Source organism: Methylobacterium sp. HJ2 (assembly GCF_056431005.1).
This window is the reverse complement of sequence record NZ_JBWJYM010000002.1, coordinates 583,024-607,871: the sequence shown is the minus strand read 5'-3', so window position 1 is coordinate 607,871 and position 24,848 is coordinate 583,024. Positions and strand designations below refer to the sequence as shown.

Annotated in this window: 25 protein-coding genes; 14 read left to right on the top strand and 11 right to left on the bottom strand. The window is 72.6% G+C overall.

Going from position 1 to position 24,848, the window contains the following annotated elements; translation table 11 throughout:
• Positions 1-96 precede the first annotated feature (96 nt).
• The gene (gene mdoH / locus ACS5RC_RS07520) at positions 97-2,091 is read left to right on the top strand and encodes a glucans biosynthesis glucosyltransferase MdoH (RefSeq protein WP_478343198.1); all 1,995 of its coding nucleotides are present in this window, start codon (positions 97-99) and stop codon (positions 2,089-2,091) included.
• A gap of 46 nt (positions 2,092-2,137) precedes the next feature.
• On the opposite strand, the gene ACS5RC_RS07515 is transcribed toward mdoH, so the two are convergent.
• From ACS5RC_RS07515 to ACS5RC_RS07505, 3 genes are all read right to left on the bottom strand, one after another.
• The gene (locus ACS5RC_RS07515) at positions 2,138-2,632 is read right to left on the bottom strand and encodes a hypothetical protein (protein WP_478343197.1); all 495 of its coding nucleotides are present in this window, start codon (positions 2,630-2,632) and stop codon (positions 2,138-2,140) included.
• A gap of 106 nt (positions 2,633-2,738) precedes the next feature.
• Entirely contained in the window at positions 2,739-3,899 is a 1,161-nt protein-coding gene (locus ACS5RC_RS07510) for a trans-sulfuration enzyme family protein (protein ID WP_478343196.1), read from the bottom strand.
• Positions 3,900-4,032: 133 nt separating this feature from the next.
• Entirely contained in the window at positions 4,033-4,242 is a 210-nt protein-coding gene (locus ACS5RC_RS07505) for a hypothetical protein (protein ID WP_478343195.1), read from the bottom strand.
• Positions 4,243-4,793: 551 nt separating this feature from the next.
• On the opposite strand from ACS5RC_RS07505, the gene ACS5RC_RS07500 reads away from it, so the two are divergent.
• Both ACS5RC_RS07500 and ACS5RC_RS07495 read left to right on the top strand, forming a co-directional pair.
• Complete coding sequence (locus ACS5RC_RS07500) at positions 4,794-5,312, top strand: TspO/MBR family protein (RefSeq protein ID WP_478343194.1); 519 nt, start codon at positions 4,794-4,796, stop codon at positions 5,310-5,312.
• A 58-nt stretch (positions 5,313-5,370) separates the two neighbouring features.
• Positions 5,371-7,674 carry a Tex family protein gene (locus ACS5RC_RS07495; RefSeq protein ID WP_478343193.1) on the top strand — a complete coding sequence of 768 codons (2,304 nt, stop codon included), beginning with the start codon at positions 5,371-5,373 and terminating at the stop codon, positions 7,672-7,674.
• Between the two features lie 9 nt (positions 7,675-7,683).
• On the opposite strand, the gene ACS5RC_RS07490 is transcribed toward ACS5RC_RS07495, so the two are convergent.
• The 4 genes from ACS5RC_RS07490 to hemA all read right to left on the bottom strand — a co-directional run bounded on the left by ACS5RC_RS07490 (position 7,684) and on the right by hemA (position 11,494).
• A complete protein-coding gene (locus ACS5RC_RS07490; RefSeq protein WP_478343192.1) occupies positions 7,684-8,613 on the bottom strand; it encodes a hypothetical protein in 930 nt (309 codons plus the stop codon).
• A gap of 174 nt (positions 8,614-8,787) precedes the next feature.
• A complete protein-coding gene (locus tag ACS5RC_RS07485) occupies positions 8,788-9,318 on the bottom strand; it encodes a phosphate-starvation-inducible PsiE family protein (RefSeq protein ID WP_478343191.1) in 531 nt (176 codons plus the stop codon).
• A 91-nt stretch (positions 9,319-9,409) separates the two neighbouring features.
• A complete protein-coding gene (locus ACS5RC_RS07480) occupies positions 9,410-9,964 on the bottom strand; it encodes a DUF4337 domain-containing protein (RefSeq protein WP_478343190.1) in 555 nt (184 codons plus the stop codon).
• 234 nt (positions 9,965-10,198) lie between these two features.
• Positions 10,199-11,494 carry a 5-aminolevulinate synthase gene (hemA, locus tag ACS5RC_RS07475; protein WP_478343189.1) on the bottom strand — a complete coding sequence of 432 codons (1,296 nt, stop codon included), beginning with the start codon at positions 11,492-11,494 and terminating at the stop codon, positions 10,199-10,201.
• A gap of 610 nt (positions 11,495-12,104) precedes the next feature.
• On the opposite strand from hemA, the gene ACS5RC_RS07470 reads away from it, so the two are divergent.
• A complete protein-coding gene (locus ACS5RC_RS07470; RefSeq protein WP_478343188.1) occupies positions 12,105-12,299 on the top strand; it encodes a hypothetical protein in 195 nt (64 codons plus the stop codon).
• A gap of 110 nt (positions 12,300-12,409) precedes the next feature.
• On the top strand, positions 12,410-13,699 hold the full coding sequence (gene murA, locus ACS5RC_RS07465) for a UDP-N-acetylglucosamine 1-carboxyvinyltransferase (protein WP_478343187.1): 1,290 nt from the start codon (positions 12,410-12,412) through the stop codon (positions 13,697-13,699).
• Positions 13,700-13,759: 60 nt separating this feature from the next.
• On the opposite strand, the gene ACS5RC_RS07460 is transcribed toward murA, so the two are convergent.
• Positions 13,760-14,077 (bottom strand): hypothetical protein, encoded by a 318-nt coding sequence (locus ACS5RC_RS07460; protein WP_478343186.1) that lies wholly within the window; start codon positions 14,075-14,077, stop codon positions 13,760-13,762.
• A 312-nt stretch (positions 14,078-14,389) separates the two neighbouring features.
• On the opposite strand from ACS5RC_RS07460, the gene ACS5RC_RS07455 reads away from it, so the two are divergent.
• The 7 genes from ACS5RC_RS07455 to ACS5RC_RS07425 all read left to right on the top strand — a co-directional run bounded on the left by ACS5RC_RS07455 (position 14,390) and on the right by ACS5RC_RS07425 (position 20,053).
• Entirely contained in the window at positions 14,390-14,851 is a 462-nt protein-coding gene (locus ACS5RC_RS07455; RefSeq protein ID WP_478343185.1) for a DUF2948 family protein, read from the top strand.
• A gap of 35 nt (positions 14,852-14,886) precedes the next feature.
• The gene (gene hisD, locus ACS5RC_RS07450; RefSeq protein WP_478343184.1) at positions 14,887-16,182 is read left to right on the top strand and encodes a histidinol dehydrogenase; all 1,296 of its coding nucleotides are present in this window, start codon (positions 14,887-14,889) and stop codon (positions 16,180-16,182) included.
• Between the two features lie 13 nt (positions 16,183-16,195).
• Complete coding sequence (locus ACS5RC_RS07445) at positions 16,196-16,687, top strand: UPF0262 family protein (protein WP_478343183.1); 492 nt, start codon at positions 16,196-16,198, stop codon at positions 16,685-16,687.
• A 23-nt stretch (positions 16,688-16,710) separates the two neighbouring features.
• Positions 16,711-17,181, top strand: coding sequence for an arsenate-mycothiol transferase ArsC (locus tag ACS5RC_RS07440; RefSeq protein WP_478343182.1), 471 nt, complete (start codon positions 16,711-16,713; stop codon positions 17,179-17,181).
• Positions 17,182-17,281: 100 nt separating this feature from the next.
• Positions 17,282-18,034 carry an NUDIX hydrolase gene (locus tag ACS5RC_RS07435; protein WP_478343181.1) on the top strand — a complete coding sequence of 251 codons (753 nt, stop codon included), beginning with the start codon at positions 17,282-17,284 and terminating at the stop codon, positions 18,032-18,034.
• A 25-nt stretch (positions 18,035-18,059) separates the two neighbouring features.
• On the top strand, positions 18,060-19,046 hold the full coding sequence (locus tag ACS5RC_RS07430; RefSeq protein ID WP_478343180.1) for an SPFH domain-containing protein: 987 nt from the start codon (positions 18,060-18,062) through the stop codon (positions 19,044-19,046).
• 113 nt (positions 19,047-19,159) lie between these two features.
• Positions 19,160-20,053: an NAD(+)/NADH kinase gene (locus ACS5RC_RS07425; RefSeq protein ID WP_478343179.1), complete on the top strand. Its 894-nt coding sequence runs from the start codon at positions 19,160-19,162 to the stop codon at positions 20,051-20,053.
• 117 nt (positions 20,054-20,170) lie between these two features.
• Here ACS5RC_RS07425 and ACS5RC_RS07420 read toward each other — a convergent pair whose 3' ends face one another.
• Positions 20,171-21,016, bottom strand: a complete 846-nt coding sequence (locus tag ACS5RC_RS07420; protein ID WP_478343178.1) for a C40 family peptidase — start codon at positions 21,014-21,016, stop codon at positions 20,171-20,173.
• Between the two features lie 315 nt (positions 21,017-21,331).
• Here ACS5RC_RS07420 and ACS5RC_RS07415 point away from each other — a divergent pair, with 315 nt between their 5' ends.
• Positions 21,332-21,691 (top strand): hypothetical protein, encoded by a 360-nt coding sequence (locus tag ACS5RC_RS07415; protein WP_478343177.1) that lies wholly within the window; start codon positions 21,332-21,334, stop codon positions 21,689-21,691.
• Positions 21,692-21,785: 94 nt separating this feature from the next.
• On the opposite strand, the gene ACS5RC_RS07410 is transcribed toward ACS5RC_RS07415, so the two are convergent.
• Both ACS5RC_RS07410 and ACS5RC_RS07405 read right to left on the bottom strand, forming a co-directional pair.
• Positions 21,786-22,475 carry an SDR family oxidoreductase gene (locus tag ACS5RC_RS07410; protein WP_478343176.1) on the bottom strand — a complete coding sequence of 230 codons (690 nt, stop codon included), beginning with the start codon at positions 22,473-22,475 and terminating at the stop codon, positions 21,786-21,788.
• 365 nt (positions 22,476-22,840) lie between these two features.
• Positions 22,841-23,551 (bottom strand): MgtC/SapB family protein, encoded by a 711-nt coding sequence (locus ACS5RC_RS07405; RefSeq protein ID WP_478343175.1) that lies wholly within the window; start codon positions 23,549-23,551, stop codon positions 22,841-22,843.
• Between the two features lie 242 nt (positions 23,552-23,793).
• Here ACS5RC_RS07405 and ACS5RC_RS07400 point away from each other — a divergent pair, with 242 nt between their 5' ends.
• Positions 23,794-24,846, top strand: a complete 1,053-nt coding sequence (locus ACS5RC_RS07400; protein WP_478343174.1) for an AAA family ATPase — start codon at positions 23,794-23,796, stop codon at positions 24,844-24,846.
• Positions 24,847-24,848 lie beyond the last annotated feature (2 nt).

Genomic DNA, 24,848 nt, shown 5'->3' with positions numbered 1-24,848 from the left:
GCCCTGCCACTCGCTCCGCTCATCGGCGTCCTCGCTCATTCGGTCCCTCGATTCCCGATGGCGGCCGGGTTCCCACTCCGTCGAGTTCCACGCGCCATGTCCACCACAACGCCGCCGCACGAGACACCGACGGTCGAGGTCCGGACGAGCCGCCCCTCGCGGATCGCCCCCCTGCCGAACGGACCGGCCGCCGAGGCGCCCCGTCCGGCCGCTGCCTATGTCGAGGCTTGGCAGGCGGAGGGCAAGGGCGAGGCTGGGGACAATGCCGGCCGCGCCGGCCGGACCCTGCGCCTGCGCCGGCTCGCCCTGGCCCTGCCCGCGCTCGCGACCGGCGCCGGCATCGCGGCGCTCGCCGCCGCCGCCTATCCGGTGACGGGCTGGCTCGGCGCCGTCGTGCTCGGCCTGTTCTGCGTGGTGATGGCGTGGCAGTCGTTCACGGCCTGGCAGTACCTCTACGGCCTCGTCGCGGACCGGATGGGCGCGCGCACCCGCTCCGTGCTGGAGCGGCGCTCGGAGGCCGCCGTGCCGGGCCCGAGCGGTCGCAGCCGGACGGCGGCCGTGGTGGCGATCCACGCCGAGGACGCCGTCGCGGTCTTCGCCGGGCTGCGGGTGATGGCCCGCTCGCTCGCCCGCGAGGGGGCGCAGGACATCGACCTCTTCGTCCTCTCGGATACCCGCGACGGCGCCATCGCGGCCGTCGAGGAGCACGAATTCGCCCGGATCCAGGCGTGGCGCCGGGCGGCCGGCCCCGGCCTGCCGCTGGTGCGCTACCGCCGCCGGGCGCTGAACACGGGCCGCAAGGCCGGCAACATCGCCGAGTTCTGCGAGACCTACGGCCCCGAATACGACTTCATGATCGTGCTCGACGCCGACAGCCTGATGACCGGCGCCGCCATGCGCCGCCTCGTCGGGCTGATGGAGGACAGCCCCCGCGTCGGCCTGATCCAGACCGTCTCCTACGCCGCCGGGCGCGACACGCTGTTCGCCCGGATCCAGCAATTCGCCGTGCGCCTCTACGCGCCGCTGGCCCTGCGCTGCCTGGAGACCTGGCAGGGCCCGGACGGCAGCTACTGGGGCCACAACGCGATCCTGCGCATCGAGGCCTTCGCGGCCAACGCCGCCCTGCCGGTGCTCCCCGGCAAGACGCCGCTGGGCGGGGAGATCCTCTGCCACGACATCGTCGAGGGCGCGCTGCTGCGCCGCGCCGGCTGGGAGGTGCGCCTGCTGCCCGAGATGGGCGGGACCTGGGAGGAGATGCCGACGAACCTCGTCGACCTGCTCGGGCGGGAGCGCCGCTGGTGCCAGGGCAACCTGCAGCACCTCTCCGTGCTGCCCTGGGCCGGGCTGAAGGCGGCGAGCCGCTGGCACCTCGCCGTCGGCATCCTCTCCTACGCGATGCTGCCCCTCTGGATCGCCTTCCTGGCCGCGGGCGCGTGGCTCGCCGCCCGCACCGGCGATCTCGGCCTCCTCGCCTACGGGCTCACCGGCGCCGGGCCGGCCGCCCACGCGCTGGCCGGCCTCACGGTGACGGTGATGGCCCTTCCGAAGCTGCTCAGCCTCGGCCACGTGCTCGCCTCGCCCGAGCGCCGCGCCGCCTTCGGGGGCACCGGCCCGCTGCTCGCGAGCGCCGCGCTGGAACAGATCGTCTGGGTGCTGCTCTGGCCGGTGATGACGCTGTTCACCGCGGGCGCCGTGGTCTCGACCTTCTTCGGCCGGGTGGTGCGCTGGGACGCGCAGGTGCGCGACGACCGCCGCGTGCCGTGGACGGAGGCCTTCCGGCTGCAGGCCGATTCGGTGGTGGTGGGCGCCCTGCTCGCCGGCCTGCTCGCCCTCGCGGGCGACCTCGCCCTCGCGCTCTGGATGGCGCCGATCGCGTTCGCCCTGCTGACCAGCCCCGCTCAGAGCGTGATCACGAGCCGGGCCGATCTCGGGCGGATCGCCCGGCTGCGCGGCCTCTTCCTGACGGTGGACGACACAGCCCAGGCGCCGGAACTCGCCGAGCTGGCGCAGGGCCGGATCCCGCCGGCCGCGCCGCGGGCGGCGGCCCGGGAGCCCCAGGCCGCCATCTGGCTCGCCACCGACGAGGCCTGAGCGGGGGTTACCCGACCCTGCGCCCCGGCGGCGGAGGCCGGCGCGCCTACTTGTTCTCCAGCACCTTGATCGGGTCGGTCCGCTGGCTCGCGGGCGGTTCCTGGGTCATCGCGCCCGCGCCCTGGTCGCGCTCGCGGGGGGCCTTGATGTCGCCGCGCGCCGCGCCCGGACCGCCGGTCGCGCCGCCGCCGGTGCCCGTCTGCGACGGGACGGTGCCGCTCGCCAGTTCCAGGCAGGTCACCATCTCGACGTAGGACGGGTAGCCGCCGGCCTGGAACTGGCTCTGGCACTGCTTCTTGGCCGCCGGCGTGTAGTCGCCCCAGCGGCGCTCGGCCTCCTTGCGCGCCTCGCGCTCCGAGCGGATGCAGCCGTCCCGGCTCTCCTTCGCGCTGGCATTGGTCCCGAGATTGACCTGATCGGCGGTGGAGCAGGTCTTCTCGACGTCGAGATTGGGCACCGACTCCGCCCGAGCCGCGCCGCAGAGGGCGCCGAGGAGGACGAGGGCCAGGGGCCCGGGCAGGGCGGCGCGGTGGATGGTCATGGCTGGACTCCGGCGGTTCGGGTGCCGGGACGCGACAGCGCCCGGCCGATGCTGCCGGCACAACGCTCAAGATCGGCGATCGTCCCGCATCGGGCCCGGAAATCCCTCACGCCCGCGCGGCGCGCAGGGCCTGATCGAGGTCCGCGTAGAGATCGGCCGGGTCCTCGATCCCGGTGGAGAGGCGCAGGAGATCGGGCGGGCACGGCGAGCCCGGCCCCTCGACCGAGGCGCGGTGCTCGATCAGGCTCTCGACGCCGCCGAGCGAGGTGGCCCGCTTCCACAGCCCGACCCGCGCCGCCGCGGCGATCGCCGCCGCCTCGCCGCCCCGGACCCGGATCGACAGCATGTAGCCGAAGCCGCCCTCCATCTGGCGCCGCGCGACCGCGTGGCCGGGATCGTCGGGCAGGCCCGGGTAGAGGACCCGCGAGACCTGCGGGTGCGCGGTGAGTCGGGTCGCGAGGTCGAGGGCGCCCGCGGCCTGGGCCGCCGCGCGCAGGTGCAGGGTGCGGAGCGAGCGCATCAGCAGATAGGCCTCGAACGGCCCGAGGATCGCGCCGCCGCTCGCGCGGATCGCCCCGATCCGCGCCCAGAACGCGTCCGCCTCCCGCGCCGCGAGCACCCCCGCCACCACGTCGGAATGGCCGTTCAGGATCTTCGTGCCCGAATGCATCACGATGTCGGCGCCGAGGGTCAGCGGCCGGGTGTGGACGGGCGAGGCCGCGGTCGAATCGACGGCGAGCCGGGCGCCGGCGGCGTGCGCGGCCTCGGCGGCGGCGGCGATGTCGGTCACGGTCCAGAGCGGGTTGCCGGGCGTCTCGATCCAGACGAGCTTGGTCCGGCCCGGCCGGATCGCGGCCCGCAGCCGCTCGGGATCCTCCGCATCGACGAAATCGACGGCGAGGCCGCGCCGGGGCCCCTCTTCCCGCAGCCAGCGCTTGAGCGCCCAGTACATCACGTTCGGCGCCACCACGTGGTCGCCGGGCTCCAGCGCGCCGAACACGGCGGTGGCCGCCGCCATGCCGGAGCCGAACAGCAGGGCGCCCGCCGGGGCCTCCTCCAGCATCGCCAGCACGGCCTCGGCCTCGCGCACCGTGGCGTTGTCCGGCCGCGCGTAGGAGAAGCCCGAGCTGTAGCCGTTGTCCGGATCGCGGATGAAGGTGGTGGAGACGTGCAGCGGCGGCACGACGGCGCGGGTCGCCGGATCGATCCGGCCGAGCGCCTGCGCGGCGAGGCTGCGTCGGGAGAAGGTCGCGTCGGGCTGCGGCATCAGGGGGCTCCGGATCGGTCCGGATCCCTATAGCGCGCCGCGATGCCCCGGAGCAGGGCGCTCGGGGCCGCTGCGACGGGCCGACACCCGTCGTCCCGAAGGGGGGCGTCGCCTCGCGACGCGATCGGGGCCTCTAGGGGTTCGTGCGGGCCGCGCGGAGGTAGGAGGGCGGGGCCGCCTCGGGATCGCGGCTGCGATGGAGCATCGCGGCACCGGCCAGGACCGCCGCGGTCGAGCCCGCGAAGGCGCCCGCCAGCGTCCAGACCAGCGATTTCGCCACCGCGTAGGCCGAGAGGCCGCCCAGGAACGCGCCGAGATACGTCATCGCGAGGAGAAGGATCATGTCAGTGCCTCAGCCTCCGGGCCGTATCATCTTGATCCGCATCAGGGTTAACAAACCGTTTCCCTCCGCTCCCACACGCGGGCAGAGCACGAGCGAGCAGACCGGAGTATTAACCTTAGCCGCGCGCGCCAAGCACCCAGACCCCGGGTTCGGTAGTCCTCGCACCCGCCCACGCCGAATTTGGCGATGAAAACCGCCGCCCCACACGGCCGGCCGGTCGCGGCAGCAGCATTGCGCGCGACCGAATCCCCTTCCCGGCCCGCGAGGACGCCGATCGTCCGTGTATTGTCAGTCTTCGTGATTCGCTCCCATCGCGGACACTGGATCCGGCGCGGCCGTCGGGCCCGGCATGCTGGATCGGGTCGCAACCCGGCGGTGATCCGCGCTCCGGTTCCGCTCGGCGGCGCGTCCCGCCAGCACCGGCTCCGAATTGCCGTCGCGCCGTGCGGTCTCTCGCCGAACCGGCATCCCCTTCGGCGGGAATCACGCTACCTCGCTGGACAGGGAACCGCCGCCGGTGATGCGGCGGCCGACAGGATGGCGACCGCGCGATGGCGACCCCGATCGAGAGACACGAGCCGCCGGCCCTGGGCACCTGGCCCCGGCTCGCCGCAGCGATCCTGCCGGTCGCGGCCACGTCCTGGCTGGGATCGGTGGCGACGCGGGCCGAGATCGACGGCTGGTATGCGGGGCTCGCCAAGCCGGCCTTCAACCCGCCGGACTGGGTATTCCCGGTCGCCTGGACCATCCTCTACACCATGATCGCGGTCGCGGCCTGGCGGCTTCTCGGCGCGCCGCGGGGCACGGGCGCCGCCCGCCGGGGCTGGTGGCTCGCGCTCATCGCGTTCGCCGTGCAGCTCGTCCTCAACGCGGCCTGGACACCGGTCTTCTTCTCCGCCCACGCCCTCGGGGCGGGCCTCGTCGTGGTCGTGCTGCTCCTGGTGATGGTGCTCTGGACCATCCGCCTCGCGTGGCGGGTCGACCGGATCGCCGCGTGGCTGCTGGTGCCCTACGCCGCCTGGGTGGCCTTCGCGACCCTCCTGAACGCGGCGCTGCTGCGCCTGAACTGAGGCGCCTTGACCGAGGCGGCGCCCAGGATCCAAACCGCCCGTCCAGCGGGAGGACCTCATGATCGGGATCAATCGGCGCATCGCGGATGAACTCGGCGTCGCCGAGGCGCAGGTGAAGGCGGCGGTGGACCTCCTCGACGGCGGCGCCACGGTGCCGTTCATCGCCCGCTACCGCAAGGAGGCGACGGGCGCCCTCGACGACGCGCAGCTGCGCGGCCTGGAGGAGCGGCTCGCCTACCTGCGCGATCTCGAGGCGCGCCGCGCGGCGATCCTCGACAGCATCCGCGAGCAGGGCAAGCTGGATGCGGATCTCGCCGCCCGGATCGCCCAGGCCGAGACCAAGGCGCGGCTGGAGGATCTCTACCTGCCCTTCCGGCCGAAGCGCCGGAACAAGGCTCAGGCCGCCCGCGAGGCGGGGCTGGAGCCGCTGGCGGAGGCGCTGCTCGCCCGGCCCGATCTCGACCCGGGCGTGCAGGCCGGCCGCTTCGCCGGCCGGAGCGAAGTGCCGGATGCGGCAGCCGCGCTGGAGGGCGCGCGCGCCATCCTGGTCGAGCGGGCCTGCGACGATCCCGAGCTCGTCGGCCAGCTTCGCGAGACGAGTTGGCAGCGCGGGCGCATGGTCTCCTGCCTGCGCAAGGGCAAGGCGGTGGAGGGCGAGAAGTTTGCCGACTACTTCGACTTCTCGGAACCCCTCGGCAAGCTGCCGTCGCACCGCATCCTCGCGCTGTTCCGCGGCGAGAAGGACGGGGTGCTCGACCTCGACATCGCGGATGCGGAGGCTGCGGCTCCCGGGGCGCTGTCCTGGCAGGAGGCGCGGATCGCCCGGAGCCTCGGCGTCGCCGACCGGGGCCGGCCGGGCGACGCCTTCCTGGTCGAGACGGTGCGGCAGGCCTGGAAGAAGCGCCTGAAGCCCGCGACCGACACGGACCTGCGCGCGCGGCTCTGGACGGTGGCCGAGACCGGAGCGGTCGAGGTCTTCGCCCGCAACCTGCGCGACCTGCTGCTCGCGGCGCCCGCGGGCGCGCGCCCGACGCTCGGCCTCGATCCGGGCTACCGCACCGGCGTGAAGGTCGCGGCCATCGATGCCACCGGGAAGGTGGTGGCCACCGACACGATCTTCCCGCACGAGCCGCGGCGGGACTGGAACGGGGCGCTGGCGGCGCTGGCCAAGCTCGTCCGCGCCCATCGGATCGAGCTGATCGCCATCGGCAACGGCACCGCCTCGCGCGAGACCGACCGCCTCGCGGCCGAGCTGGTGGCCAAGATGCCCGAGCAGCGGCTCACCAAGGTGGTGGTCTCGGAGGCCGGTGCCTCGGTCTACTCGGCCTCGGCCTACGCCTCGGCGGAGTTGCCCAGCCTCGACGTGACGCTGCGCGGCGCCGTCTCGATCGCGCGCCGGCTGCAGGACCCGCTGGCGGAGCTCGTGAAGATCGAGCCGAAAGCGATCGGCGTCGGGCAGTACCAGCACGACCTGACGGAGGGAAAGCTGTCGCGCTCCCTCGACACGGTGGTGGAGGATTGCGTCAACAGCGTCGGGGTCGACGTGAACAGCGCCTCGGCGCCGCTGCTGGCCCGCGTCTCGGGCCTCAGCGAGCGGGTCGCGGGCAACATCGTCCTGCACCGTGACGCCAACGGCCCCTTCGCCAAGCGCGCGGCGCTGCGCAAGGTGCCGGGCCTCGGGCCGAAAGCCTACGAGTTGGCGGCGGGCTTCCTGCGCATCCGCGACGGCGACGATCCCCTCGACGCCTCGGGCGTCCATCCGGAAGCCTACCCGGTGGTCAAGCGGATCCTGGCCGCCACCGGCAAGCCGATCCAGGCCTTGATCGGGGACGGCGCGACCCTGCGCGGCCTCTCGCCCCGGGCCTTCTCGGACGCGACCTTCGGCGAACCCACGGTGATCGACATCCTGGCGGAGCTGGAGAAGCCGGGCCGCGATCCGCGGCCGGCCTTCCGCACGGCGACCTTCCAGGAGGGTGTGGAGAAGATCGGGGACGTGCGGCCCGGCATGCGGCTCGAGGGCGTGGTGACGAACGTGGCCGCCTTCGGGGCCTTCGTGGATATCGGGGTGCATCAGGACGGGCTCGTCCACATCTCGATGCTGGCCGACCGCTTCGTGAAGGATCCCCGCGAGGTGGTGAAGCCCGGCGACGTGGTTCAGGTGCGGGTGGTCGAGGTCGATGCCGGGCGCAAACGCATCGCCCTCAGCATGCGCTCCGACGACCGCGCCGCGCCGCGCCGGGAGGCTCCGTCCGCGCCCCGGCCCCAGCCGCGCCCGCCCGCGGCGGCACCCGCCACGGAATCCGGCGGCGCACTCGCCGAGGCGCTCAAGCGCGCGGCGCAGGCCCGGCCGCGCGGCTCCTGAGCGCCGGGATCAGTTGAGGCCGCGCTGCGACTTCGCGCGCAGGCGCCTGTTCTGGAAGGTGGCCGTGACCGTGAAGCTCTGGCCGCGATCCGACCAGACGTAGACGTCGAGGTCGCCGATCCCCGCGACGGTGGCGCTGCTCTCCAGCGTGCCACGGCAGCCCATCACGTTCTCGACCTCGGGCAGGAGCATGTCGGCCCGCAGCAGATCGAAACTCCGCAGCACGACGGGGCAGTGCCAGCGCTCGCTCGCCAGGTGCCGCTCCGGCGGGACCGCGGCGAAGGCGGCGAGACGGGCGGGCTCCGGGATCGTCGGCGGGGATGGCAGCGGCGGTCGCAGGCCGGGTGCCGGGGCGCTCGGCGTGGGCTCGATGCTTCGTTCCTCGCGCGCCGCCTCCACGAACGCGGCGTGCGGGTCCCGCTCGGGATTCGCCGGTGTTTCGGCGGCGCCCCGCGCGGCCGGGATGAAGGCGGGCCCTTTGCCCGCGGCGCGTCCGCTGGGATCACGCGGCGCCGACGCCTCGGCCGCGGTGCGGCTGGGCTGATGCGGGGCGGCATCCGGCAGGGGCGCCTGCGCGCGGCTCAGCGCGATGGCCCGGCGCAGGGCGGCCTCGAACCGGGCGAGATCGCGCGCCCGCCGACGGCCGTCGGTGCGGGTCTCGCAGGCCGCGAAGGCTTGGATCGCGTCGCCGATCTCGGCATCGCTCCATTGGTGAGCCGGCTTTCCGAATAGATCGGCCTCGGGTCTGGCAGGCTGAGCGGGGGCCGCGGAGCCGTCGAGGCGGCCCAGCCGTCCTTCGATAAGCGCCCGCTGAGCCTCGCAGCCGCCCCCAGCGGTGAGAGCGTCCCGCAGCGGGGACCCCGCCGCCGCGACATTTACGAAGCCGGCTACGGACCAGAGGCCCGTCAAGATTAGTGCGGGGAGAACGGGACGGGACATGCGTTCCGCCAGGGGCTGGCCTCGGTCATCCCTCCATGGGCGGTCAGACAGGTGAAGCAAAGCTTACGGATTGCACGATGAACCGTGGGCGGATGCGAGCCCGTCCAGCGCAATACGGGCGCGTAGCCACCGCGGACTTTGCGAATTGCGTCGCAATCGAGCGGTCTGCCGGCCTCAGGCCTCGCCGATCCCCGGCTCCTCCTCGCCGGCCGCCTTGTCGTCGTCGCGGGCGCGGTGGAGCAGGAAGATCGACACCACCATGGTGAGGATCAGCCCGGCGAGCACGCCGAGCTCGATCATCGAGGCCCGAAACAACGCCTCCTTCTCCGCGTCCCAGTTCTTGGTGTGCATGATCTCGGAGGATTGCAGGGTGATCACCAGCACCCGCCGGATCGAGGCGATCAGGCCGACGATCAGGAACGGCTCGCAGGTCAGCCGGCCGGAGCGCATGGAGACCCGCACCGTGTGCAGAATCTCGACCAGCATCAGCAGGAACAGCAGCCGGTCGACCACTTCCAGGATCTGCGTGACCCCGCCGAGCGCCTTGAAGGCGTCGAGCGTCAGGTGCGCGGCGTCCACCAGCGCCACCACGGCGGTCAGCGCGAGCAGGATGCCGAGGGCGGCGTAGATCGCGTGCTCGGTGTGCAGGAAGATGAAGCTCGCCGCGCGCGTCAGCGTCCCCTGGCTCTGCGGATCGTCCGCCATGTTCGCCCCCCACCCCGTTTGCTCGAAGAGAGCCCATCGGGGCGGGACAGTCCAGGGCGTCGCCGAAAGGTGATCGCGGGGTCCCGCCGGATCAGAACAGGTGCAGGGCGTGGGGCGCGAAGAAGCCGAAGCCGAGCATCGCCACGCCGCCGAGGCCGAGCAGGCCGCCCGCGACGACCAGGGCGGCGATGCCCGTGATGACCTCGGCCGAGGCCAGAACGATGCCGATCTGGAAGGCCGCCGAGGCCAGCTCGTAATGGTGGTAGCGGTGCAGCGCGAGGTCGCGCTTCTCCTGGCTCGCCAGTGCCTTGGCGGCGAGTTCCTTGCGGCCCTCGCCGGTGGCGGGCTCGGATTCCCACCGCGCCATCGTCTTGGCCCACTCGGCGCGCTTGGCCTGGACCGCCTCCTGGTTCGGGCCGGGCGGCAGCAGCGCCAGCGCCTCGTCGGCGGTCTTCAGCACGGTGGCCCGGATGGTGCGCGCCTGGAAATAGGCCCACTGGTTCGAGGCCTCGACGTTGGCGCCGAGCGCGTCGGTCTGCGAGGCCTTGCCCAGCGTCTCGCTGAAGGCGAGGAACAGCGCCAGCACCGAGATCAGCAGCGCCACGCGCTTGTTCGAACTTCCACCCGCCCCATGACCAGCCGACATTCGCCCGATGCTCCCCGTCCGATTCGTCGCGGGCAGTCACAGCGCATCCCGCCGCCGGATGCAATGCGGCCGAGCTTTCAGGACGAGGTCCCGGCTCGAGACTCCGGGCTGTCCCTGCCGGACGATGCGTGACGCGGGAGCGCCGCCTCGCCCGTGCGGCGCGCGGGCTCGCTCTGGCCGGGGACAACAGGCCGAATCCCGACTGAGAGCGCCGCTCGTCGCGCGGCGGGGGGTCTACTCCGCGGCTTGCGCGAAGACCGCCCCTGCGCGCGGCAGGTCGAGCGTGTCCCAGGTCTCGACGAGCGCCGCGGTCAGCGTGGCGATGCGGGCGGCGTCGTGGAACGGCGACGGGGTGATGCGCAGGCGCTCGGTGCCGCGCGGCACGGTCGGGTAGTTGATCGGCTGGATGTAGATGGCGTGGCGCTCGAGCAGGTGGTCGGCCGCGGCCTTGCACAGCTCGGCATCGCCCACCATCACCGGCACGATGTGGGTCTCGGTGGCGAGCACCGGCAGGCCGGCCTCCTCCAGCGCGCGCTTGGTCGCGGCGGCCTGGCGCTGATGCGCCTCGCGCTCGGTGCGCGAGCGCTTGAGGTAGCGCACCGAGGCACGCGCAGCGGCCGCGACCGCGGGCGGCAGGGCCGTGGTGAAGATGAAGCCGGGGGCGAAGCTGCGCACCGCGTCGCAGATCGCCGCCGAGGCGGTGATGTAGCCGCCGACGCAGCCGAAGCCCTTGGCGAGGGTCCCCTCGATCACGTCGACCCGGTCCATCACGCCGTCGCGCTCGCTGATCCCCGCGCCGCGCTCGCCGTAGAGGCCGACCGCGTGGACCTCGTCGAGATAGGTCATGGCGCCGTAGCGGTCGGCGAGGTCGCAGATCGCGCCGATCGGGGCGACGTCGCCGTCCATCGAGTAGACGCTCTCGAACACGACCAGCTTCGGGCGGTCCCCCGCCTCGCGCAGCAGGTCCTCGAGATGGCCGAGGTCGTTGTGGCGGAAGACGCGCTTCTCGCAGCCCGAATGGCGCACGCCCTCGATCATCGAGTTATGGTTGAAGGCATCCGACAGGATCAGGCAGTCCGGGATGAGCTTGGCGATGGTCGAGATGCCGGCCTGGTTCGAGACGTAGCCCGAGGTGAAGACGAGGCCCGCCTCCTTGCCGTGGAGGTCGGCCAGCTCGCGCTCCAGATCGACCAGCGGCGAGGTGTTGCCCGCGATGTTGCGGGTACCGCCCGCGCCCACGCCGCAGCGCCGGGCCGTCTCGGTCAGGGCGCCGACCACCTCGGGGTGCTGGCCCATGCCGAGATAGTCGTTCGAGCACCACACGGTGATCTCGCTGGTGGTGCCGTCGGGCCGGCGCCAGTTCGCCGTGGGGAAGCGGCCGGCGATGCGCTCGATGTCGGCGAACACGCGGTAGCGCCGCTCGCCGTGCAGCTTCTCCAGCGCGCCGCGAAAATGGGCCTCGTAGTCGGTCCTGCTGCCGGGTCCGGCCGATGCGGTCTTCGGGGCAGCGGGCATCCGGTTGACGGGCATGGGGGTCCTTCGGGTGGCTGGCGCCGGACGATCCGGGATCGTCGGAGCGCGGGATCGCCCGGTCGCGGATCCCGGTGCGGGCTCCGGCGGCGCGGGCGTCGTCGTGAGGACTTGCGCCCGCTCGCCCTCCGGATCTGGTGGCCTTCCCAGGTCTGGATATCGGGCGTGGGACGCGGTGTGGCGGGTTTCCTTGTGCGGCAGCGTCTTCAGGCGCCGTCGGAAGCAGGATACAGGCGGATCTGGAATCGGTTCAAGGTGAGTTCCGACAATCCTGCTCTGCACCGTTCGGCCGGCGGGTACAAAGCCTCCGAGCGCCGCGGCGACGAAGCGTCGCGCGGATGGCACGCGCCTCCGGGCGCCGGGTCGGCGGACGCCCTCACCGCATCGGCGGATGGGGCAAGGCGCCCGCCTCCGCGCTCCGGCGGGTCCGGTTCGCGCGCGGGTTCTACCCTCCCCCCCTGCATGGGAGGGTGCCTGCGGAGCGGGCGGGTGAGGCGAGCGTGCGGGCTCCGTCCGACAGGAATGACCCTGATCGGCACGCCGCGAGACGGCAGGCGCGGCACCGATCTGCGCAGACGATGACGAACGGGGATCTTTCGAGGATCGGCGGATGGGCGAGACGAAGGACGGGCGGGCCGAGCGCCTCAAGGCGGCGTTGCGTGACAACCTGCGGCGGCGCAAGGCACAGGAGCGCGTGCGCGGGGAGATTCAGGCGCCCGGCAGGATCGAGCCGGGGGCGGACGCGCCCGCTGCGGACGGCGAGGCGAATCCGGGTGGTCCCGATTCGAACAAAACTGGACTATAGGCAGCGGCCAAGCATGGGCGCGCAGGTGTGCGACCCAGGATTGAAACGGCATTGAATCGGCCTGCGAGAGTCCCGGACCCTCCGGACGCGCGGCGACCGAGAGGACGAGCATGGACCGCATCCACATCACCGGCGGCGCTGCGCTGAACGGGACCATCCCGATCTCCGGCGCCAAGAACGCGGCCCTGCCGCTGATGATCGCCAGCCTGATGACGGGCGAGACGCTGGAGCTCGTCAACGTGCCCCGGCTCGCCGACATCGCCGCACTCACGCGCATCCTCGGCAACCACGGGGTCGACCACATGGTGGTCGGCAAGCGTCCGGGGCAGACCACCGAGACCGGTCAGACGATCCGGCTCACGGCCTCCAACATCATCGACACCACGGCGCCCTACGAGCTGGTCTCGACCATGCGGGCGAGCTTCTGGGTGGTGGCGCCGCTGCTCGCGCGCTTCGGGGAGTGCAAGGTCTCGCTGCCCGGCGGCTGCGCCATCGGCACGCGGCCGGTCGATCTCCTGATCATGGCGCTGGAGCGGCTCGGCGCGCATGTGGAGATCGACGGCGGCTACGTGGTGGCGCGCACCAAGAACGGCCTGCGCGGCGCCGAGATCAGCTTTCCCAAGGTCACCGTGGGCGGCACCCATGTGGCCCTGATGGCGGCGGCGCTCGCCTACGGCAGCACCCTGATCGAGAACGCGGCGCGCGAGCCCGAGGTGGTCGATCTCGCCGATTGCCTCATCAAGATGGGCGCGCGCATCAAGGGCGCGGGCACGCCGCGCATCGAGGTCGAGGGCGTGGCCCGGCTGAACGGGGCCCGCCACGAGGTGCTGCCCGACCGGATCGAGACCGGCACCTACGCGATGGCGGTGGCGATGGCCGGGGGCGACGTCGTCCTGGAGAACACCCGCGCCGACCTGCTGCACTCGGCCCTCGACGTGCTGGGGACCACGGGCGCCGAGATCACCCAGGTGCCGGACGGTATCCGGGTGCGGCGCAACGGCAGCGGCATCGCCGCGGTGGACGTGACGACCGACCCCTTCCCGGGCTTCCCCACCGACCTGCAGGCGCAGTTCATGGCGCTGATGACGCTGGCCAAGGGGAGCTCGCGCATCCGCGAGACCATCTTCGAGAACCGCTTCATGCACGTCCAGGAACTCGCCCGCCTCGGCGCGCGGATCCGCCTCGAGGGCGATCTCGCCATCGTGGACGGCGTCGAGCGCCTGAAGGGCGCGCCCGTGATGGCGACCGACCTGCGCGCCTCGGTCTCGCTGGTGATCGCCGGCCTCGCGGCCGAGGGCGAGACCCAGATCAACCGGGTCTACCATCTCGACCGCGGCTTCGAGGCGCTGGAAGCCAAGCTCGGCCGCTGCGGCGCGCAGATCGAGCGCGTGCGCTCCTGAGGAGCCAAGCCTCGCACGGACGGCCGCTCGGAGAGACGATCGCCTCTCCGAGCGAACGGATCAGCGGCCGATGGCGCCGCGCTTGAAGCCGAAGCCCGGGACTTCGCAGCCGCAGGGCGCATTGAACGGGGCCGGACGGGTGACGCAGTTGCCCCGGGCCGTCACGCAGATGCTGCCGCGGCGGCCGCCGTCGAAGTCGCGGCGGCGCTCGTAGCGATCCTCGTCGTAGTCGCGTCGGCGGCGCTCGTAGCGGTCGCCGTCGTAGTCGCGCTCCCGGCCATAGCGCGGACCGTCGTAGTACTGGGCGCTGGCGCCGACCGTGCCGAGCGTCGTGCCGAGGGTCAGGGCGGCGAGCGCCGCGAGGGTGATGCGCTTCACGTTGGTGTCTCCGGAGCCGTCTGGCGTACCTGAACCCGGAATATAGCGCGGTGCCTGAACGGCGGCTGACCTTTTTCCCATGCGGATCGGTGACGATCGCGATCCGTCGAATGGACGCGGAGCGGACGTGGCCGGCGCGCGATGGCCCCGGTTGCCGCAGGCGCCTCGCGCCGCTACCTACTGCCTCGCCCGATCCGACCGGACCGGTTTCACGTGAAATTTACCATCCGGCCGATGCGGCACAGGGCACGGCCGACCCGCCGCGCTTCCGACATCCGACCCCTCCCCGAGACCGGCCCTCAAGGTGACCGCATGGAGCTTCTGAAGCTCGCCGCCCTCGATGCCGAGGACCTCACGATCATCTCGGCGCACCTGCAGGATGCCGTGCTGCGCGCGGGCGACCTGACCTACCTGGCCGCCGAGCGCCGCTTCGTGCTGGTGGTGCGCCGCTTCGACTGGTCGGCGCCCGAGGGCGGACCGGCGCGACGCCGCCTCGCAGGCGTCCATTTCGAGCGCGTGCTCGGCGTCCGCACACGGGGCATCGCCCCCGGGCAGGCGGACGACGCGACGCTGAGCCTGCTCGCCGTCACCTTCGATCCGACGGAGGCCCCCTCGGGCTTCGTCACCCTGGTCTTCTCCGGCGGCGCCGCGATCCGGCTCGACGTGGAGTGCATCGAAGTGCAGATGAAGGATCTCGGGCCGGTCTGGGAGACCGAGACCCGGCCCGGCCACGGGGTCGGCAACGGCGACGCCTCCCTCGACCGGTCCGCCTGACCGCCCCCGGACATTTCAGCAGACGACAGGCCCCGATGGTCCGCCTCGACAGCAGCTCCCCGACCTTCGCCCAGGATTTCGCGCGGCTCCTCACCGTGAAGCGCGAGATCGCCGAGGACGTGGACGAGGCCGTGCGCGGCATCATCGCGGGCGTCGTCGCCGGCGGCGACGCGGCCTTGGTCGACTACACCCGCCGGTTCGACCGCGTCGGCGAGGCCTTCACCGCATCCTCGCTCCGGGTGAGCGAGGCCGAGGTCGACGCCGCCATCGCGGCCTGCCCGGCCGATGCGCTCGCCGCGCTCCGTCTCGCCGCCGAACGCATCGAGGCCTTCCACCGCGCCCAGGTGCCGGGCGACCATCGCCAGACCGACGCCCTCGGCGTCGTCTCCGGCTGGCGCTGGACGGCGCTCGAATCGGTGGGGCTCTACGTGCCGGGCGGCACCGCGAGCTACCCGTCCTCGGTGCTGATGAATGCGCTGCCCGCGCGCGTGGCCGGCGTGCCGCGCGTCGTCATGGTGGTGCCGATGCCCGAGGGCCAGATGAACCCGCTGGTGCTGGCCGCCGCGCGGCTCTCGGGGGTGCACGAGATCTACCGCGTCGGCGGCGCGCAGGCGGTGGCGGCCCTCGCCTACGGCACGCCGACCATAGCCCCGGTCGCCAAGGTGGTGGGGCCCGGCAACGCCTGGGTGGCGGCGGCCAAGCGCCGGGTGTTCGGGCAGGTCGGCATCGACATGATCGCCGGCCCCTCCGAGGTGCTGATCCTGGCCGACGGCGAGGCCAATCCCGACTGGATCGCCGCCGACCTCCTCGCCCAGGCCGAGCACGACGTCGCGGCCCAGTCGATCCTGATCACCGACAGCCCGGATCTCGCGGAGGCGGCGGAAGCGGCGGTGGAGCGGGCGCTCACCACCCTGCCCCGCCGGGAGATCGCCCGGGCGAGCTGGCGCGATTACGGGGCGATCGTGCGGGTGCGCGATTTCGACGAGGCCGTGCCGCTGGTCGACCGCCTCGCCCCCGAGCATCTGGAGATCGAGACCCGGGACGCGGAGGCGCTGGCCGCCAAGATCCGCAATGCCGGGGCGATCTTTCTCGGTGCGCACACGCCGGAGGCGATCGGCGACTATGTCGGCGGCCCCAACCACGTTCTGCCGACCGCGCGCTCGGCCCGCTTCTCGTCGGGACTCGGGGTCCTCGATTTCATGAAGCGCACGACGATCCTCGCCTGCACGCCGGAGAGCTTGCGGGCGCTCGGCCCCGCGGCGATAACCCTCAGCCGGTCGGAGGGGCTCGAGGGACATGCCCGCTCCGTCGCGATCCGCCTGAACCTGTGAGGCTTGGCCGAAGATGTCGGAGGGGAAAAAGGAGCGCGGGCCGCACCGTCTCGCGAAGGTGACCCTCGACGAGGATTCGATCGGGCGGGGCAATCCGGACCAGGAGCACGAGCGCGCGATCGCGATCTTCGACATCCTGGAGGACAACCGCTTCGAGCTGCCGGGCCGCGACGAGGGGCCCTACGCGCTTCATCTCGGGCTCGTGGAGAACAAGCTCTCCTTCGCGATCAGCACCGCCTCGGGCGACCCGGTAATGACGCACCTGCTGTCGCTGACGCCGTTCCGACGGGTGATCCGCGACTACGAGATGATCTGCGAGAGCTACTACAACGCCATCCGCACCGCGTCCCCGACCCAGATCGAGGCGATCGACATGGGCCGGCGCGGCCTGCACAACGAAGCCTCCGAGACCCTGAAGCAGCGCCTCGACGGCAAGGTCGACCTCGACCACGACACCGCCCGCCGCCTGTTCACCCTGATCTTCGCCCTGCATTGGAAGGGCTGAGCCCCGTGAAGGGCTGAGCGCCGATGGACGATCCCGCTCCCGACGCCGCCCCGAGGAAGAAGCGGGTCCAGTCGGTCCTGTTCATGTGCAACTTCAACGCCGTGCGCTCCCCCGCGGCGGAGGCGATCGCGCGCGCCTATTTCGGCAAGTCGACCTACGTGCAGTCGGCGGGCGTGCGCTCGGGCGAGCCGGTGGATCCCTTCATGGTCGCGGCGCTCGAGGAGATCGGCATCGATGCCGCGCGTCATAAGCCCCGGACGCTGGCGCAGCTCGACGAGTGGGAGGGGCTGAACTTCGACCTGATCGTGACCCTCGCCCCCGAAGCGCACCACGCCGCCCTGGAGCTGACGCGGACGCTCGCTGCCGAGGTGGAATATTGGCCGACGCCCGATCCGACCATCCTGTTCGAGGCCTCCCGCGACCAGCGGATGGACGCGTATCGCGACGTGCGCGACGGTCTGATCTTCCGGATCAAGAACCGGCTGAAGGGGTAGAGCCCATCCGGCTCGGCCTGCGGTGGCGGATCGACGTTGCCGATTGACATATATCCATCCTGCGTCTTAGTTAGATGCAAGATGGATATATGGTGGCGTCATGGACGAGGACGCGTTCTTGAGGGAGTACGATCCGGCCGCCTTCGAGCGGCCGGCGCTCACCGTCGATCTCGTCCTGCTCGGTCTGTGCGCGGGCCGCCCGGCCGTGCTGTTGCTCGAGCGCACGGAGCACCCGCATGCCGGCCGCTGGGCGCTGCCCGGCAGCTTCGTCCGCCTCGACGAGACCCTCGACGCGGCGGCCGGACGCGTCTTGCGGGACAAGGCCGGTTTCAGCGCGGACGAGGCCGACCGAACGCGCCTGGAGCAGCTCTACACCTTCGGCGCGGTGGACCGGGACCCGCGCATGCGCATCGTCACGGTCGCCTATCTGGCGCTCCTGCCGGAGGCCGTGTTCGCGCGGGCGGCGGAGGCGCGCGCGGGGCTGTCGGCGGCCTGCATCGCGGTGCCCTGGGCCGGCGATTCGGGCGGGCCCGTCGCGGTCTTCGCCGCCCGGGACAGGACGGCGCGCACGCCGTTGCCCCTCGCCTTCGACCACGGCGACATCCTGGCCCTGACGATCCGGCGGCTGCGGGGGAAGCTCGACTATTCCGACATCGCTTTCGCGCTGCTGCCGGAGACCTTCACCCTGCGGCAGCTGCAGGACGTGCACGAGGCGGTTCTCGGCACCGCCCTGAACAAGCCCGCCTTCCGCCGCCGGATGCTCGACCGGGGCTGGCTCGCGCCGACGGGCGCCCGCGAGGCCGGCACCTCGTTCCGGCCGGCCGAACTCTACCGTTTCCGCAAGCCGCTCTGACCTCCATCCTGGGAAGGAAGGCCCCATGGCCACGATCCGCAATCTCGGTCCGGTCGCCCAGCTCAGGAGCGAGGCGAGCCGTCACGTCATCCGCTACCGCAACGGCCGCATCCGGCAGAGCGGGCGCGGCCTCGTCTTCTGGTTCCGGCCCGAGACCGCGAGCATCAGCGAGGTGCCGATGGACGACCGCGAGACGACGCTGTTCGTGCGCGGTCGCAGCCGGGATTTCCAGACCGTCGTGGTCCAGGGGACCATCGGGTGGCGCGTCGTCGATCCGGAGCTGCTGGCGAGCCGGGTCGACTTCTCGCTCGGGCTGCACACCGGCCGGCCGCAGGGCGAGCCGATCGAGCGCATCGAGGCGCGCCTGGGCGGCATCGCCGGACAGACGGTCCTCCAGGCGATCGGCGAGAGTCCGGTGGGCGCGCTCCTCGATGCCGGCCCCGAGCCGCTGCGCGTCGCCCTCGAAGCCGTGCTGGCGGCGGCACCGGCGCTCGCGGAGATCGGCATCGCGGTGGTCTCGGTGCGCCTCACCAACCTCGCGCCGTCGAGCGAGCTGGAGCGCGCCCTGCAGACGCCGACCTTCGAGGCCCTTCAGCAGAAGGCCGACGCGGCGACCTTCGCGCGGCGCGCCCTCGCGGTCGAGAAGGAGCGGGCCATCGCGGAGAACGAGCTGGAGACGCGGACGGAACTCGCCCGGCAGGAAGCCGTGCTCATCGCCCGCGAGGCGGAGAACGCCCGCGACCGCGCGGCCGGGCTTGCGGAGGCGCAGGGGCTGGCGGCCGCGGCGGAGGCCGAGCGCATCCGTCTCATCGAGGGCGCCCGGGCCGAGGCCGAGCAGAGCCGCGCCGCGATCTACCGGGATCTGCCGCCGGCCGTGCTCCTCGGGCTCGCCGCGCGCGAACTCGCGGGCAAGCTCGAGACCATCGAGCACCTCAACGTGACGCCCGATCTACTGGCCGCGGCGCTCGGCGAGTTCCGCCGCGCGGTCCCGCCCGCGGCCGTGCCGCGCTAGTCCCGGACCCGACCTGATCGCATCGGGTCGGGGTCTCGACGTCTGTGTCGTAACGCGCATCCCCTCGACGAACCGGCAACCACGCCGTCGGAATGCGCCCTTGAGGATGTGCCATGCCGGCGATCGCCCCGCGCGCGGTGTTCGTCATCCGCGACACCGATTACGAGGCCCTGCTGGCCCGGCACGCCACCCGCGGACAGGCCCGGTTCTTTCTGGAGAGCCGCGGCCAGAGCTTGGCGGAGGTCGAGGCGCGCCATGCCCACTTCCACGCCGTGCTCGCGCAGGCACGGGCCGCGGTGCCGGGGGAGTGGCGGCAGGCGCTGGCGCGGCGCGGCGACCTGGACCGCTTCCTGTTCGCTCCCGAGGACGTCGTGGTGACGGTGGGGCAGGACGGCCTGGTCGCCAACGTGGCGAAGTACCTGCGCGACCAGTCGGTGATCGGCGTCAACCCGGCTCCCGACCTCTATGACGGCGCCCTGGCGCGGATTGCGGTGGAGCGCCTGGGCGCGCTGCTTCCGGCCACCCTCGCCGGGGCGGCCCCGGTCGAGCGTCGCACCCTTGTGCAGGCGGTGCTCGACACCGGACAGCGGCTGCTGGCGCTCAACGAGATCTTCGTGGGCCATCGCAGCCACCAATCGGCCCGCTACCGGATCGAGGCGGACGGCGTGGCGGAGGACCAGTCCTCGAGCGGGCTCATCGTCGCCTCGGGGACCGGGCTGACGGGCTGGGCCCGCTCGATCGGGGAGGCGACGCAGCTCACGCTCGGGATCGGGGCGGAGGAGCCGGCGGTCGGCTATTGGGTGCGCGAGCCCTTCCCGAGCGTGGCCACAGGCACCACCGTGCGGGCGGGCAAGCTCGCCGGCGCGGTCCTCGCCGTCACCTCCCGGATGAACGAGGGCGGCGTCATCTTCGCCGACGGGATCGAGCCGGATTTCATGGTCTTCGACTGGGGGCGCCGGGTCGAACTGGGCGCAGCCGCCCGCACGCTCAATCTGGTGGTCGCGTAGGGCCGCAGGTTTGGCCTGAGCGGGGCGCTCGGGAATGCGGGTCCCGGAGCCGGTCCCAGCCACGCGGGTGCCGGGTTTGCCGCCCGCCGCGCCGGCGGCGTCTCCGGACAGAGGAGCCTAGATCGGCCGGCGCACCCCGCTCACCGGTCCGTAGCTCGTCGCCGCGATGCGCGCGACGGCGGTGGCGAGCGGTTCGACCGCGACCGCCATGTGGTGGCCGTTGGCGTGGATCAGCCGCGTTCCGTCGAGCATCATCCCGACATGGCCGCGCCAGAACACGAGGTCGCCGCGGCGGAGATCCGACAGGTCGGAGGGCACCGGCGTGCCGAGCGCCGCCTCCTGCTGGTCGGCGTCGCGCGGGCAGGCGAGACCCGCGAGATCGAGGCAGAGCTGGACGAGGCCCGAGCAATCGAGCCCCAGGCTGGTCCGCCCGCCCCAGAGGTAAGGCGTTCCGACGAGACGCTCGGCGGTGGCGGCATAATCGGGCTCGGTGGCATCCACCGGCCCGCAATGGGGCGCGAAGACGTAGCCGAGCCCGGTCCGCAGGTAGTCGCCCGCCCGATCCACGGCATGGAGTCGAGCCCCGAGGCTCAGATGCCCGAGCGGTGGCCGCTTCAGGTCGGGCGCCGGGTAGAGGAAGGTCCGCAGGGCCGTGACGCGGTGGGTCGGGGTCGGATCGTCCGGGCCGAACTCGGAATCAGCGAGATAGCCGACGTAGCCGTCGCGGGCGATCTGGATCCAGGCGAAGCCGCCGCGGGCCTCGTAGAGGGTGACGGCGTCGCCCAGCAGCACCTCGGTATCGATCGCGGCATCGTGCGACGGCGCGCGGCGAAGCGGTGCGGACGGCACCCGCACGCGGCACGGCGTGCCGGCGACGAAACGCTCAGCCGTGACGCGCCCGCGCAGAACCACATCGGCCAGATCCGGCCGGGCCGGGGTAAGACGCGGATCGAAAGGCTTCATGGGACCGAATGCGGTGTGGGCTGACGCACGGCATTGGCGCGCCGCGCACGTTAGGAGATCGAGAACGATCTTGGTCTCGCTCGGTTAGCTCATCGACTCTTGCAGCCGCTCACCGCATGCGTCATTACGACGCACAATTTCCGCGGTCGCCTGCTGCACTGCAAGGCAACTGCATAATGAATCTGCTAGATCCGGCCTGATTGGACAATCATCGTGCAGGGGCTCTGAGGAAACCGACCGTCATGCGCCGGGTGGGACCTTCCTCTCCGGTTTGATGCAGTGCACAATCCGAGCGACTCGACCTATCTTCGGATCATGAACCGTGCGAGCCGAGCCGTGAAGAAATCGCAGAAGAGCTTCGCCGACCTGCCGCCGATCCGTGTCCGGCGCGAGCCGCCCACGGTGGCCGAGGCGGTCGCCGCAGCGCAGGACCTTGCCGACGACCTCGAGCAGCAGGTGGAGATCGCCGCTGGGCTGATCGGCCTGCCGGCCGAGGAGGTGCGACCGCACGTGGTCGCCGCGGCGTCCGCCCCCGCGCGCCGCGCGACCGAGCGCGTCCCGGAGCGGATCCTGAGCCATGCCGGCCCGAGCCGTGCGCCGCGCACGGTGGTGGTCGAGCGCCGGACCCGCCCGCCGGTCATCGTCGAACGTCGCGGCCGGCCGCTCGGACGCTGATCGCCCGGCGCCGAACCGGGCGTCCGCGCTTCGTCCGCGCGACCGCCCGCCGGGTCTGCCCGGCCCGTGCGCGGGAGAGGACGGCGACGCCGCCCTACCAGGCCAGGGTGTCGCCCTTGTAGTCGACATAGGCGCAGCCCGGTTGGCCGAGCCGGGCCTCGATCACGTCGGCCATGCCGGCGACGCTGGTCTCGACATCGATGTCGGCCTCCGCGCCGCCCATCTCGGTCCGCACCCAGCCGGGATGCACGAGGAGCACGCTGAGGCCCGAATCCCTGTGCCGGACCTCGAAGCTGCGGGCCAGCGTGTTGAGGGCGGCCTTGCTCGCCCGATAGATCTCCCAGCCGCCCGCCTCGTTCAGCCCGACGCTGCCGAGGATGGAACTCATCAGGGCGATGCTGCCGCCCGGCGCGAGCCGGTCGCGAAACGCTTCGGCGAAGCGGACCGGACTGATCGCGTTGGTGAGATAGACCTCCGCGGCGACGGCGCGCGGCACCGCGTGCAGGGGATCGTGCGCCTGGGTCGCCACGCCCGCCACCACGAAGATCAGGTCGTAGGCCTGCGGCCCGAGGCGCTCGTACAGGGCTGCCACCGCGGCATCGTCGTCCACATCGACCGTCTCGATGCGCAGCGCCTCGGAGGCGAGCGCCGCGAGGCCGGGCGACGGCTTGCGCTGGGTCGCGGTGACGCGCCAGCCGCGCTTCAGCAGGGTCTCGACGAGGCCGAGGCCGAGGCCCCGCGAGGCTCCGACGATCAGCGCCGCTTTCGAGGGGGATGCGCTCATGGGGTACCTCCGGCAAGTGGACGGTTGCGGACCTGACTTCGGCCTTGCGCCGGGTGTGAGAAGAGCCGTGGCGTCCGCGGCGTGCGCACGCGCACGCGCGGGGGCTGCGGCGTCCGGTCGGAGCGGTCGGACTCGCTGCCCGGACCGTCCGATCCTCCCGTGACCTCATTCAGAGGCGCCGTGAAGCGCTCACACGGGAGGGCGATGGGGAATGGGACCTTCCCGGGAGCCCGCCTGCGAGAGCGATGCGGCGCGTCACGACCTCAGGACGAGGTCGGTGGTCGGCCCCCCGGGCGAGGTGCCAGGGAGCACGGGCGTTCCGCCAGGATCCTCCCGCAGAGTCCTAAGAAGCCGGCAAAGGTCCGTCAGTCGGCGGCCCGGACCGACCACGTGGCGTGGCGGACGCTCGGAACGCGGGCGAGGTCGTCGGTGACGCGGTCGAGTTCCGCCGCCTCGACCGCGTCGGCGAGCAGCGTGGCGATCACGTCGACGCTGTCCTCGCCGCGCTCCACCACGGCGATGCCACTGACCGGGTAACTCGCCGCTTCGAGCCGCTCGACGAGGAGATCGCGGGCAGGACCCGCCTCGGCGGCATCCGTGGTGATCTGGACCTCGTAGGTCGCCTCGGTCTGGTCCTCCCGGATGGGGGCCCGATTGATGGCGTTGACGAGGGGCCGCAGCAGGGTGTTGCAGGCGAGCACGGCGACGGTGACGAAGCCCGCCTCCACCGGCAGGTCGGCGCCCGCGAAGGCGCCGACGGCGGCCGAGCACCACAGCGTCGCGGCCGTGTTGAGGCCGCGCACGTTCATGCCCTCCTTCATGATGACGCCAGCGCCCAGGAAGCCGATCCCCGAGATCACGTAGGCGACGGTGCGCGTCGCGCCCTCGCCTCCCGTCAGCCGCATGCCGAGATCCACGAACGCGGCCGCGCCGACCGCCACCAGCACGGCGGTGCGGAGGCCGGCCGTGCGCTGCCGGTACTGCCGCTCGGCCCCGATCAGGGTGCCGAGGCCGAAGGCGACGACGAGGCTGATGGCCGAGTTCAGGGTCTCGGGAAGCGGTGCGAACGTGATCATCCGGCCTCGTAGGCACCGCTCGATGACGGAACCGTGACGATATGGGACACGGGCAAAGGGCCTGCGCTCCCCGCGTTGCCGAGGCACGGGATTGACGCTGCCCCCGGGCAGCGGGCACACCGGCTCTCTATGGGCCGCATAAGAGCCCCGCGCCATCATCGTATCGCGCGCGACGAGGAGACGGTCAGGATGGTGGTATTTCCCCTCGTGGACGGTGCGGGCGTGTCCGGAGCGACGCGCGCATGAGCGGCGCGACGGTCGCCACCCGCCCCACGCCCGACGGCCCGGTGCCTTCGCCGGGGGGCCTCGCCGCCCCGCCGCCCGGGGCAGCTCCGGACGACGGATTGCGCGCCCGCATCCTCGCGTTGCGCGACGGGCTCGCCCACGGCCTGATCGGAGCCGACCGGCTCGTCGAGCGCCTGCTGATCGGGCTCCTCACCGGCGGCCACCTGCTGATCGAGGGGGCGCCGGGGCTCGCCAAGACCCGCGCGGTCAAGCGCCTCGCCGACGGGCTCGACGGATCCTTCGCGCGGATCCAGTGCACCCCCGACCTGATGCCCGCCGACCTCACCGGCACCACCGTGTGGCGCCAGGACGCCGGCATCTTCGAGTTCCTGCCCGGGCCGCTGTTCCACGCCCTGATCCTGGTGGACGAGGTGAACCGCGCCCCACCCAAGGTGCAGTCGGCGCTGCTCGAATCCATGGCCGAGGGCCAGATCACGGTGGCGGGCCATACCCACCCCCTGCCCGACCCGTTCATGGTGGTGGCGACCCAGAACCCGATCGAGCACGCCGGCACCTTCCCACTGCCCGAGGCGCAGCTCGACCGCTTCCTGCTCCACGTCGTGGTCGAGATGCCGGACGAGGCCTCGGAGCGGCGCATCCTCGACCTCGTCGAGGGCGAGCTGAACCACCACGCCGAGGCCATGCCGGTCCGCCTCACCCTCGACGAGGTGCGGGCCGCGCGGGAGGCCGCGCTCGGGATCTACGTCTCGCCCGCGCTGAAGGACTACCTCGTGCGGCTGGTCGCCGGCACGCGCACCGATGCGGCGGCACCGGACCTGCGCGCCGCGATCGAGCACCCGGCCTCGCCGCGGGGCACCCTCGCCCTGATGGTCGCCGGCAAGGCCCGCGCCTACCTGCACGGGCGCGACCACGTCACGCCGGAGGACATCGCGGAGCTCGCCGCCGACGCCCTCTCCCACCGCATCGGCCTGACGTGGCGCGCCGCCGCCGAGGGGCGGACCACGCGCGGCATCATCGAGGGTCTGGTGCAGCGGGTTCGGGCGCTCTGAGC

Bases quoted from the DNA above. Each gene is read 5' to 3' on its own strand.
- mdoH (WP_478343198.1), top strand. From the start codon at position 97: ATGTCCACCACAACGCCGCCGCACGAGACACCGACGGTCGAGGTCCGG.
- ACS5RC_RS07515 (WP_478343197.1), bottom strand. From the start codon at position 2,632: ATGACCATCCACCGCGCCGCCCTGCCCGGGCCCCTGGCCCTCGTCCTC.
- ACS5RC_RS07510 (WP_478343196.1), bottom strand. From the start codon at position 3,899: ATGCCGCAGCCCGACGCGACCTTCTCCCGACGCAGCCTCGCCGCGCAG.
- ACS5RC_RS07505 (WP_478343195.1), bottom strand. From the start codon at position 4,242: ATGATCCTTCTCCTCGCGATGACGTATCTCGGCGCGTTCCTGGGCGGC.
- ACS5RC_RS07500 (WP_478343194.1), top strand. From the start codon at position 4,794: ATGGCGACCCCGATCGAGAGACACGAGCCGCCGGCCCTGGGCACCTGG.
- ACS5RC_RS07495 (WP_478343193.1), top strand. From the start codon at position 5,371: ATGATCGGGATCAATCGGCGCATCGCGGATGAACTCGGCGTCGCCGAG.
- ACS5RC_RS07490 (WP_478343192.1), bottom strand. From the start codon at position 8,613: ATGTCCCGTCCCGTTCTCCCCGCACTAATCTTGACGGGCCTCTGGTCC.
- ACS5RC_RS07485 (WP_478343191.1), bottom strand. From the start codon at position 9,318: ATGGCGGACGATCCGCAGAGCCAGGGGACGCTGACGCGCGCGGCGAGC.
- ACS5RC_RS07480 (WP_478343190.1), bottom strand. From the start codon at position 9,964: ATGTCGGCTGGTCATGGGGCGGGTGGAAGTTCGAACAAGCGCGTGGCG.
- hemA (WP_478343189.1), bottom strand. From the start codon at position 11,494: ATGCCCGTCAACCGGATGCCCGCTGCCCCGAAGACCGCATCGGCCGGA.
- ACS5RC_RS07470 (WP_478343188.1), top strand. From the start codon at position 12,105: ATGGGCGAGACGAAGGACGGGCGGGCCGAGCGCCTCAAGGCGGCGTTG.
- murA (WP_478343187.1), top strand. From the start codon at position 12,410: ATGGACCGCATCCACATCACCGGCGGCGCTGCGCTGAACGGGACCATC.
- ACS5RC_RS07455 (WP_478343185.1), top strand. From the start codon at position 14,390: ATGGAGCTTCTGAAGCTCGCCGCCCTCGATGCCGAGGACCTCACGATC.
- hisD (WP_478343184.1), top strand. From the start codon at position 14,887: ATGGTCCGCCTCGACAGCAGCTCCCCGACCTTCGCCCAGGATTTCGCG.
- ACS5RC_RS07445 (WP_478343183.1), top strand. From the start codon at position 16,196: ATGTCGGAGGGGAAAAAGGAGCGCGGGCCGCACCGTCTCGCGAAGGTG.
- ACS5RC_RS07440 (WP_478343182.1), top strand. From the start codon at position 16,711: ATGGACGATCCCGCTCCCGACGCCGCCCCGAGGAAGAAGCGGGTCCAG.
- ACS5RC_RS07435 (WP_478343181.1), top strand. From the start codon at position 17,282: ATGGACGAGGACGCGTTCTTGAGGGAGTACGATCCGGCCGCCTTCGAG.
- ACS5RC_RS07430 (WP_478343180.1), top strand. From the start codon at position 18,060: ATGGCCACGATCCGCAATCTCGGTCCGGTCGCCCAGCTCAGGAGCGAG.
- ACS5RC_RS07425 (WP_478343179.1), top strand. From the start codon at position 19,160: ATGCCGGCGATCGCCCCGCGCGCGGTGTTCGTCATCCGCGACACCGAT.
- ACS5RC_RS07420 (WP_478343178.1), bottom strand. From the start codon at position 21,016: ATGAAGCCTTTCGATCCGCGTCTTACCCCGGCCCGGCCGGATCTGGCC.
- ACS5RC_RS07415 (WP_478343177.1), top strand. From the start codon at position 21,332: ATGAACCGTGCGAGCCGAGCCGTGAAGAAATCGCAGAAGAGCTTCGCC.
- ACS5RC_RS07410 (WP_478343176.1), bottom strand. From the start codon at position 22,475: ATGAGCGCATCCCCCTCGAAAGCGGCGCTGATCGTCGGAGCCTCGCGG.
- ACS5RC_RS07405 (WP_478343175.1), bottom strand. From the start codon at position 23,551: ATGATCACGTTCGCACCGCTTCCCGAGACCCTGAACTCGGCCATCAGC.
- ACS5RC_RS07400 (WP_478343174.1), top strand. From the start codon at position 23,794: ATGAGCGGCGCGACGGTCGCCACCCGCCCCACGCCCGACGGCCCGGTG.